Here is a 7,745-nt window from a genome sequence, read left to right as displayed (position 1 = left end):
ATTCCTCTTTGAACTATTTAAATCCAGCAGCTTTTGAAGCCGAATATTACCGACAAACTGGATAAGAATTGAAGTTTTTAAATATTTACTAACCCGCAAAAGTGTAAACCAAAAGGGAACCACGTCAACCACCCACGATTGCGAACAAGGCACCGGCCGAATTGCTGCGTTTCCAGAAAAAACCCATGATAAACGAGGCGAAAATACCCGGCGAAAGCAAGCCTGTCATTTGCTGGATAAACTGAAAACCTCCCGCCTTATCAATCCCCATGTAAGGCGAAACCACAATCGCAAGGATCATTGAAACCACGATCACGATCCGGCCAATGCCGACGAGCTGCGCTTCCGACTTGTTTTTCCCAATGTATATTTTGAAGATATCGAGCGTGAAAATGGTGGAAATACTGTTCGCTTTTCCTGCCAGCGAAGCCACGATGGCGGCGGTTAATGCGGCGAAGGAAAGTCCTTTCAATCCCGCGGGTAACAGATTCAGCAGCACAGGATAAGCTTTATCAGCTACGATCACGCCATTTTCGGTCATTTCCTGCTGGAAAAGACCCTGGTTATAAAGTGTGTAGGCAGCGATTCCCGGCAGCACTACGATCACCGGCATCAGGAGTTTGAGGAAAGCCGCAAAAAGCAGTCCGTTCCGGGCGGTTTTCAAGTCTGCGCCGAGTGCGCGCTGGGTAATGTACTGGTTGCAGCCCCAATAATTCAGGTTCACGATCCACATCCCGCCGAGCAAAACCGTGAGTCCGGGCAGCTCCATGTAATGCGGGTTATCTTTGCCGAGGATCATTTTAAAGTGGTCGCCGTGATTCTCGCGCATCATTTTCAGTCCATTCATCAGACCGGTCGTATCAAAATTGTCAGAGACCAGGTTAATGGCAATGTAGCTCGTGGCAAGTCCGCCGATGATCAGGAAAAAGACCTGAATCACGTCGGTGAAGCCGATTACCTTCATACCGCCGATCGTGATTACGATGGAGAAAATCGCCAGGCCCCACATACACAGGTCAAAATCAAGCCCCGAAATACCCGATACCGCGAGTGCGCCCAGATACAGGATCGACGTCAGATTGACCAGAATATATAACCCCAGCCAAAAAATCGCCATGATCAGGCTCACCGTGGGATTGTAGCGCTGACTAAGGAATTGCGGCATCGTAAAAATGTTGTTTTTCAAATAGATCGGCATGAAAAACAGAGCCACGATCACCAGTGTCGCCGCCGCCATCCATTCATAGCTGGAAATCGCAAGGCCCATCGAAAATCCATTTCCCGACATTCCGATAAACTGCTCAGCAGAAATATTAGACGCGATCAGCGACGCCCCGATAGCCCACCACGTCAGCGATCCTTCGGCCAGGAAAAAGTCTTTGGTCGAGGCGGCTGCGCTTTTCTTCCGGTTGTAAATCCAGTAACCGTACACGGCCACAATGATGAAATAGATAAAGAAAATAATGTAATCCAGCGACTTTAACTCTTTCATTGATAAGTTGTTTTAAAGAATAAAAGGAGGACTACATTCCTACCGCATCAGATAGATATTCACCGATTTCTTCACCTCCTCTAAAGTCCGCTCAGGCGGCGTCAGACCTTTGGGAACGGGCTGGCGGGAAAAGGTTTGGAGATATAAAAGCCACGCATCGCGCCACCAGATCGCTTCCCGGCGCTGCACTTGCAACCTTCCGGCGACGTCAGCAAACACCCTTGGGTCGAGGTCGCTTTTGGCAAAATCCCACTGCTGCTGCATCCACGATACCGAGTCTGCACCCGAGTACAAACGATGACAGAGCTCGTCCCAGAGCGTGCGGCCGCTGCTCAGCTTTTTATTCCAGCTTAAGTGGTGAAACCAAAGCAGATAAGGCAGCGGAGTTTGGTCCGGATTCAGCCACTGTGCGCGCACCTGCGGCCTGTATTGCGCTAATGCATTGCTTCCGGATGCGGTCCGGTCAAAACCTAACCCGGCCGAGTCGGCGCGGTGGTAGTAAGTGGCGGTCCAGTCAGGGCGGGCGCCGCGACTCTGCCAGGGTTCGGGGGCAAAATGCACGCCCATCCAGGGACGCGACAAGCCGAGCGGCGTATTGTAGTCGACGTAAATTTCGCGGGAACGAAGCATTATTTTGGTAATGTGTTCGCTTGATTTCTGATTGCGCGTCAATGTGAGCTGCGTCCATTCAGAGGCAATCTGCTCAGAACTCAACTGATGATCCCACGCGAGGCGGCCGAATGCATACCAATTGGCCTGCGCCAGCGGGTGGCCGGTCCAGTTCCGGTCGCTGCCCGTGTTGGCTACGCCAGCCATTAAGGTGCGGTCATAGTTGTGCAAACTGCCGTCGATGACCTTCGCAACCGTCGATCCCTGCCCATTGACCCAGGTATCCGCATCCAGACATTCCTTAAAAATCGGCGCCTCGTACACCGCATGCGTGGTAAAACCGAGGTATTCCTGCGTGATCTGAAATTCCATTCCCAGTGGCGTCTTGGGCATATTGCCGAATAAAGGCGAAAATGGCTCGCGTGGCTGGAAATCGATTGGGCCATTTTTTACCTGTACAATCACTTTGGGATCAAACTTACCATCGAGCGGCACAAATTCTTCATAAGCAGCTTTGAAACGATCGGCATTCGGATCTGCTTTGTACACAAATGCGCGCCATACCACAATGCCTTCATAAGGCTTAAATGCTTCGGCCAGCATATTGGCACCGTCTGCGTGTGTACGCCCGTAATCCTGCGGTCCCGGCTCACCCTCCGAATTCGCTTTGACCAAAAATCCGCCAAAATCAGGAATCGTTTTATAAATCTCCGCGACCTTATCAGTCCACCAGGCACGCACTTTCGGGTCCAGAGGATCAGAGGTAGCCAGTCCGCCAAGCGTTTTAGGCGCAGCAAAGTAGACTGATAGATACGTCTTAATCCCATATTTCCGCAGCACATTGGCAATCGCCGCGACCTTGCCGATGTATTCCTGCGACATAAACCGCGCGCTGGCATTCACATTGTTCAGGACAGTCCCATTAATGCCCAGCGAAGCATTGGCCCGGGCATAATCCTCATAGCGGGGATCCACGCGCTCGGGTAGTTCATACCATTTCCAAAGCGAACCGCCCGCATAACCGCGCTCGATAGTCCCGTCGGTATTATCCCAATGGTTGAGCATCCGATAACGGATTTTCGGTGCGCTGGAACCGCTGAGATTTTTCACCGGCTGCTGCATTTGCAAATGCCGGAGCAGCGCGAAAGTACCGTACAAAATGCCGCGCTCCGACTGCGCGCTGATCACAATGTTTCCAGAAGCCAGCTGAATCTGGTAACCTTCCTGCGCCGGAGCATCGCCGGTGGCAGGTTCCAGCGAAAATACTATCCCGCCGGTTCGGCTCCCAGCCATAGCAACCGCCGGAACATCCTTACCAATGAGCTGCTTCATGCCTTTTTGCAGCTCTTTCAATGCGCTGCCTGTGATTTCACCTTTTTCAGCGTTCGATATGAATGAAGCATATTTCAGATACTCCGCCTTTACGGCGGCGCTCGTCACCGGTTCGTATTTAAGCCATAGCCTGTAACCGTCGTCACCATCCGACGCGATGGCGCTGCTCGCGAATGTGGTCATGCAGGTGAGCAGGAAGCTGAAAAGGCTTAACATTAATGGTCTAATCATGATTCAAGATTAATTGTCATTCAAAATTCTCCATCGGTGCGGAAGGGTGAGGCAGGCAGACCGGCGGAATTGTAAAAATTGATCCCCTCCGGATTATCCTGCCAGGCATAGCGTACGTATTTCGGACTTTTCACCGCGTCGCTGGATAGTTCGATCTGGTTTTTGCCCATTATCCTTGCCTTTGCCCACACGAAACGTTTGTCCTCCCCCGCGATCGCAAACCAGCGCAAATCCTCATCGTCGGCCGACTTGATTCCGTCCGCTACGTCACTGAATGTGAGTAGGATTTTGTTGCCGTTTATACTTTGTGAGATGAAACGCGGGCCGCTGTACACTACGTTTTCATCATGATATGCCAGATTTCTGGCTGAAAGCGCCAGTCTTTTTCCAATGTCTTTTTTGTTGAGCGGGTGAATGTCGTTCCACTCGCCCAGATCCAATGTGACGGCCACAGCCGTGTTTTTTAATGTGAGCGCCCTGTTTTGTGCTTCCCTAAGTACCGCGAGGTCGCTTTCGACAGGCCGGTAACTGATGTCCTGGAAATTGGGCAGTTGCACCACCAGAAACGGCAGGTTTTTATTCTTCCAAAGTCCGCGCCAGTCATTAATTAATGCAGGCATCAAACCGTAATAATCCTTTGCATTCCCCACATTGGACTCTCCCTGATACCACACAAACCCCTTCAATTTCATTGGCAATGCGGGCGCGATCATGGCATTATACAAAGCAGTGGGTTGGTTCTGAGCAATAAGCGGCCTGTTTCCCTCAGAAATTTTTATCGGCTCATCTACCCGGCCGACTTTGTACTGCCAGGTTCCTTTGAGATCAATCTGCTCCTCGCCCAATGCCATGAAATAAGGTTTATCAGGTACAAAACCGCCTTTGCCGGCCTGGTTGGTCACCCGGATCACAAATGTGTTTTTACCTGCTTTCAAAAGTCCTTCCGGAATCTGATACCTGCGTGGCGGATATTGATAGGCTGTTCCACCGATCCTTTTACCATTCACAAACACTTCGTCGGCATCCACAATACGGCCCATGAAAAGCTTCACCGGCTTTCCGTCCCAGCTGGCAGGCACCTCCAATTCCTTTCTGAACCAAACCACGCCGTCCAGCTCCCGCAATCCCTGATCTTCCCAATAACCGGGAATGTTGAAATTCCGCCAGCCTTTCGGCTTGTAATCCTCGCGCTCCCAGTGTTCCTCCAATCCGACATCTTTGTTTTCCGGTTTGAAAGATTTTGAAGTCGGTGGTCTGAATGCATGCGCATTCGCATAGCTCGTATCCTTATTTTGGCTGATCACCTTTTGAATGTCGCCAAAATCACGGTAACCCTTTTCGCTGATCCAGGCCTCAATGGGCGTCCCTCCTACCGAGCTGTTGATAATGCCGATCGGAACGTGGTATTGCTCGTAAAGATCCCGCGCGAAAAAGTAGGAAACCGCACCAAAACTAAGAATGTCGGCCGCAGTGGCAGCTTTCCATTGCGATGGCGGCAAATCCTGCTTCGGGCCATTCAGGTCTGTTTTAGTAGGGATAAAAAAGTTACGGATTTCGGGATAGTCAGCTGACGCAATGTCCTCAGGAAACCGCTCCTTGACACGCTCCATGTTGATCACCATATTGCTCTGGCCGCTGCACAGCCACACGTCACCGAATGCGATATTCCGGATCTGAACCTGGTTTTTGCTTTTGATTGTCATATCAAATCCGGTGCCTGCGGGATGTGCAGGCAACTGCATTTTCCAGCTACTATCCACATTGGCTACGGCACGGTAAGTTTTATTTTTGAATGTGACAGTCACCTTTTCCTTAGGCGCAGCCCAGCCCCAAATCGTAATCGGCTCGTCGCGTTGCAAGACCATATTATCCGAGACAAGCTTCGGCAAGCGGACTTGCGCGAACAGCATGTTGGGCAGTAAAATCAGCCCCGATACAATTCGTAAAATGTTCATCAATGAATGCGTCGTCACAATTTTTCGCGTTTTTTTTGAATGCGGGGACACTGGTTTTTAATCTGATATAGCATCCGTAATACGGAAATAGTCAAAATCTGCATAGCCGCCGGCCTCTTTCGTGGCATAATTGAACAGACTAAAACGGTATCCCATAAAATGCGGAATTGTGTACGACATTTTCAAAGGCCCGCCAATTGGCTTCCAGAATTTTCCATCCAGACTTTTTAGCAGTTTGCGCAATGGATGAAAAGGACATCAAAAGCGCCAATAACAGTTTAACCGCATTCTTTTTAATAATTCCATCATTTAATTGGAAACGCGCTTAAACATCGGATCATTACCGCTGTATTTGAGGTATTTAAATAAAGCCGAATTACTTCCCTGCTCACCGGAAGATGTAGCGTACATTCCAAACAAACAGCCGATAAAACCTCCCGCAACCTGCGTACTCAAAAATTTCCCATCGACTTTATCTTTCAGCAATTCCCATTTGGAACCCGTTGAAAAATAAAAACTATATGTGTCCCCAGCCGCCGTAATGCGCAGCTTAACGGGCTTTGAAGAGTCTGAAAGCGGCGTTGCTGCGAGCACTTCCATGTTCTTTTTATCCGCGCCGGCTTTATAAAGCTGAATAACCGGCCTACCTTTTTCAATGGATTTGGCAATGAAATAAAAATGAGACTCATCTTGCAGAATGGTCAGTCCGGCTTTTTCCTTTTCCGATTTGGCAGAAAAAGTAATTTCGGTTTCAGCGGTGCAATACAAATGCTGCTGGCGCTTACCGATAAAGGAAGGATTGCCCATTTCCATCACCGTTTCGGGTTTCACCTTCATGGTCAGACCGGATTTTTTAGCCATTGAAAATGAAGAACTGTCGATCGTGCGCATGAACAAAAACGACGGATCAAGGCTTTTTTCGAATGTCAGTGTATAATCAAAATTCCCCGCCTGTGGCAGCGCATCTTTTTGCTTAACTTCCTTGTAATTGACTGTGTATTCGTATTTGATCTCCTTGCTGTTGGGATTGATAATCGGCCAGTCGTCTTTCCACTCCACCGGCGCTATAAATGTCTCGCGGCCTGTGTTGTAAAAATTCCCTTCGTACGGGCGCACTGCCAGAAAAATCGCATAAGTCTTTCCATCGGGACCGTCGACAAACTGCGCGTGACCAGCGGAAGTGATCGGGTCTTTCCTATCCTCCGGCAAGCCCATTTGCGTCAGGATCGGGTTGTTTTCGTAGGGAACAAAAGGTCCCCAAACTGACTTGCTCCGGAACACCACCTCCGTGTGGTTCACCGAAGTGCCGCCTTCTGCCGCGTACAGATAGTACCAGCCATTTCTTTTCATAATGTGCGGTGCTTCGATCCAGACAGGCTTTTTGCTCAGATCGACCCCGCCATTGACCAGCTGCTTTTCTTCTCCGATAACGTTCAAAGTAGTCGGGTCCAGCTCATAAATGCGAATGGTGCGGTGGCCGGAATAAAGCGGCTTCCGGTCGGGAGCATCGCTGTTATAAATGATGTAAGCCTTGTTGTCATCGTCGAAATACAGCGAAGGATCAATGCCGCGCACCTGCGGAACACGCACTGGATTACTCCACGGACCAGCCGGATTTTTAGCCGTAACAATAAAATTTCCGTCGTGATCAATGTCCGTGCAGCTCACATAAAACGTCCCGTTATGATAACTGATCGCAGGCGCAAACAAACCCCGCGTCAACTTCTCCCCCATAAAATCCATTTGCGTAGCGCGGTCGATCACATTGCCGACCTGCTTCCAGTTTTTCAAATCCTTGCTGTGAAAAACCGGAATGCCAGGAAAATACGAGAAGGTAGAATTCACCAGATAGTAATCCGTCCCAACCTGAACCACGCTGGGATCAGGATAGAAGCCGGTCAAAATCGGGTTGGTCATAGTGGTAGTCTGCGCCGCGGCTAATGAACTGGCCAAAAGCCAAAACGCCGCAATGGCGGTGCATAGAAGATGGTGCATTGTCACGTGTCGAGGTTCTTGGTGTTTGGTTAATGGTAAGTTGCAAAGAAAGAAGCACTTTACTTTTTTTGGCTTTGTCGCCTTGACTTGCTTTTTTGACTTTTGTCAGCCTGAGCGGAGTCGAAGGGCGC

At 49.8% G+C, this 7,745-nt stretch carries 3 protein-coding genes and 2 pseudogenes; all 5 read right to left on the bottom strand.

What is annotated here, in order from left to right; genetic code table 11:
* Positions 1-127 precede the first annotated feature (127 nt).
* Positions 128-1,492 (bottom strand): annotated as a pseudogene (locus FBF61_RS33645) (sodium:solute symporter family transporter); the annotation flags it as partial.
* Positions 1,493-1,531: 39 nt separating this feature from the next.
* Positions 1,532-3,664 (bottom strand): alpha-glucuronidase family glycosyl hydrolase, encoded by a 2,133-nt coding sequence (locus FBF61_RS33640; RefSeq protein ID WP_138485376.1) that lies wholly within the window; start codon positions 3,662-3,664, stop codon positions 1,532-1,534.
* 20 nt (positions 3,665-3,684) lie between these two features.
* The gene (locus FBF61_RS33635) at positions 3,685-5,637 is read right to left on the bottom strand and encodes a sialate O-acetylesterase (RefSeq protein ID WP_310590298.1); all 1,953 of its coding nucleotides are present in this window, start codon (positions 5,635-5,637) and stop codon (positions 3,685-3,687) included.
* A gap of 39 nt (positions 5,638-5,676) precedes the next feature.
* Positions 5,677-5,844 (bottom strand): annotated as a pseudogene (locus tag FBF61_RS33630) (beta-xylosidase family glycoside hydrolase); the annotation flags it as partial.
* Positions 5,845-5,928: 84 nt separating this feature from the next.
* Positions 5,929-7,614, bottom strand: a complete 1,686-nt coding sequence (locus FBF61_RS33625; RefSeq protein WP_374756644.1) for a glycoside hydrolase family 43 protein — start codon at positions 7,612-7,614, stop codon at positions 5,929-5,931.
* Between the last annotated feature and the right edge of the window lie 131 nt (positions 7,615-7,745).

It is taken from the genome of Dyadobacter bucti (assembly GCF_005869225.1).
GTDB classification, from domain to species: Bacteria; Bacteroidota; Bacteroidia; order Cytophagales; family Spirosomataceae; genus Dyadobacter; species Dyadobacter bucti.
The sequence above is the reverse complement of the archived record's forward strand: the minus strand, read 5'-3'. Positions and strand labels throughout refer to the sequence as shown.

Coding starts and splice junctions, on each gene's coding strand:
- FBF61_RS33640 (WP_138485376.1), bottom strand. CDS start 3,664: ATGATTAGACCATTAATGTTAAGCCTTTTCAGCTTCCTGCTCACCTGC.
- FBF61_RS33625 (WP_374756644.1), bottom strand. CDS start 7,614: ATGCACCATCTTCTATGCACCGCCATTGCGGCGTTTTGGCTTTTGGCC.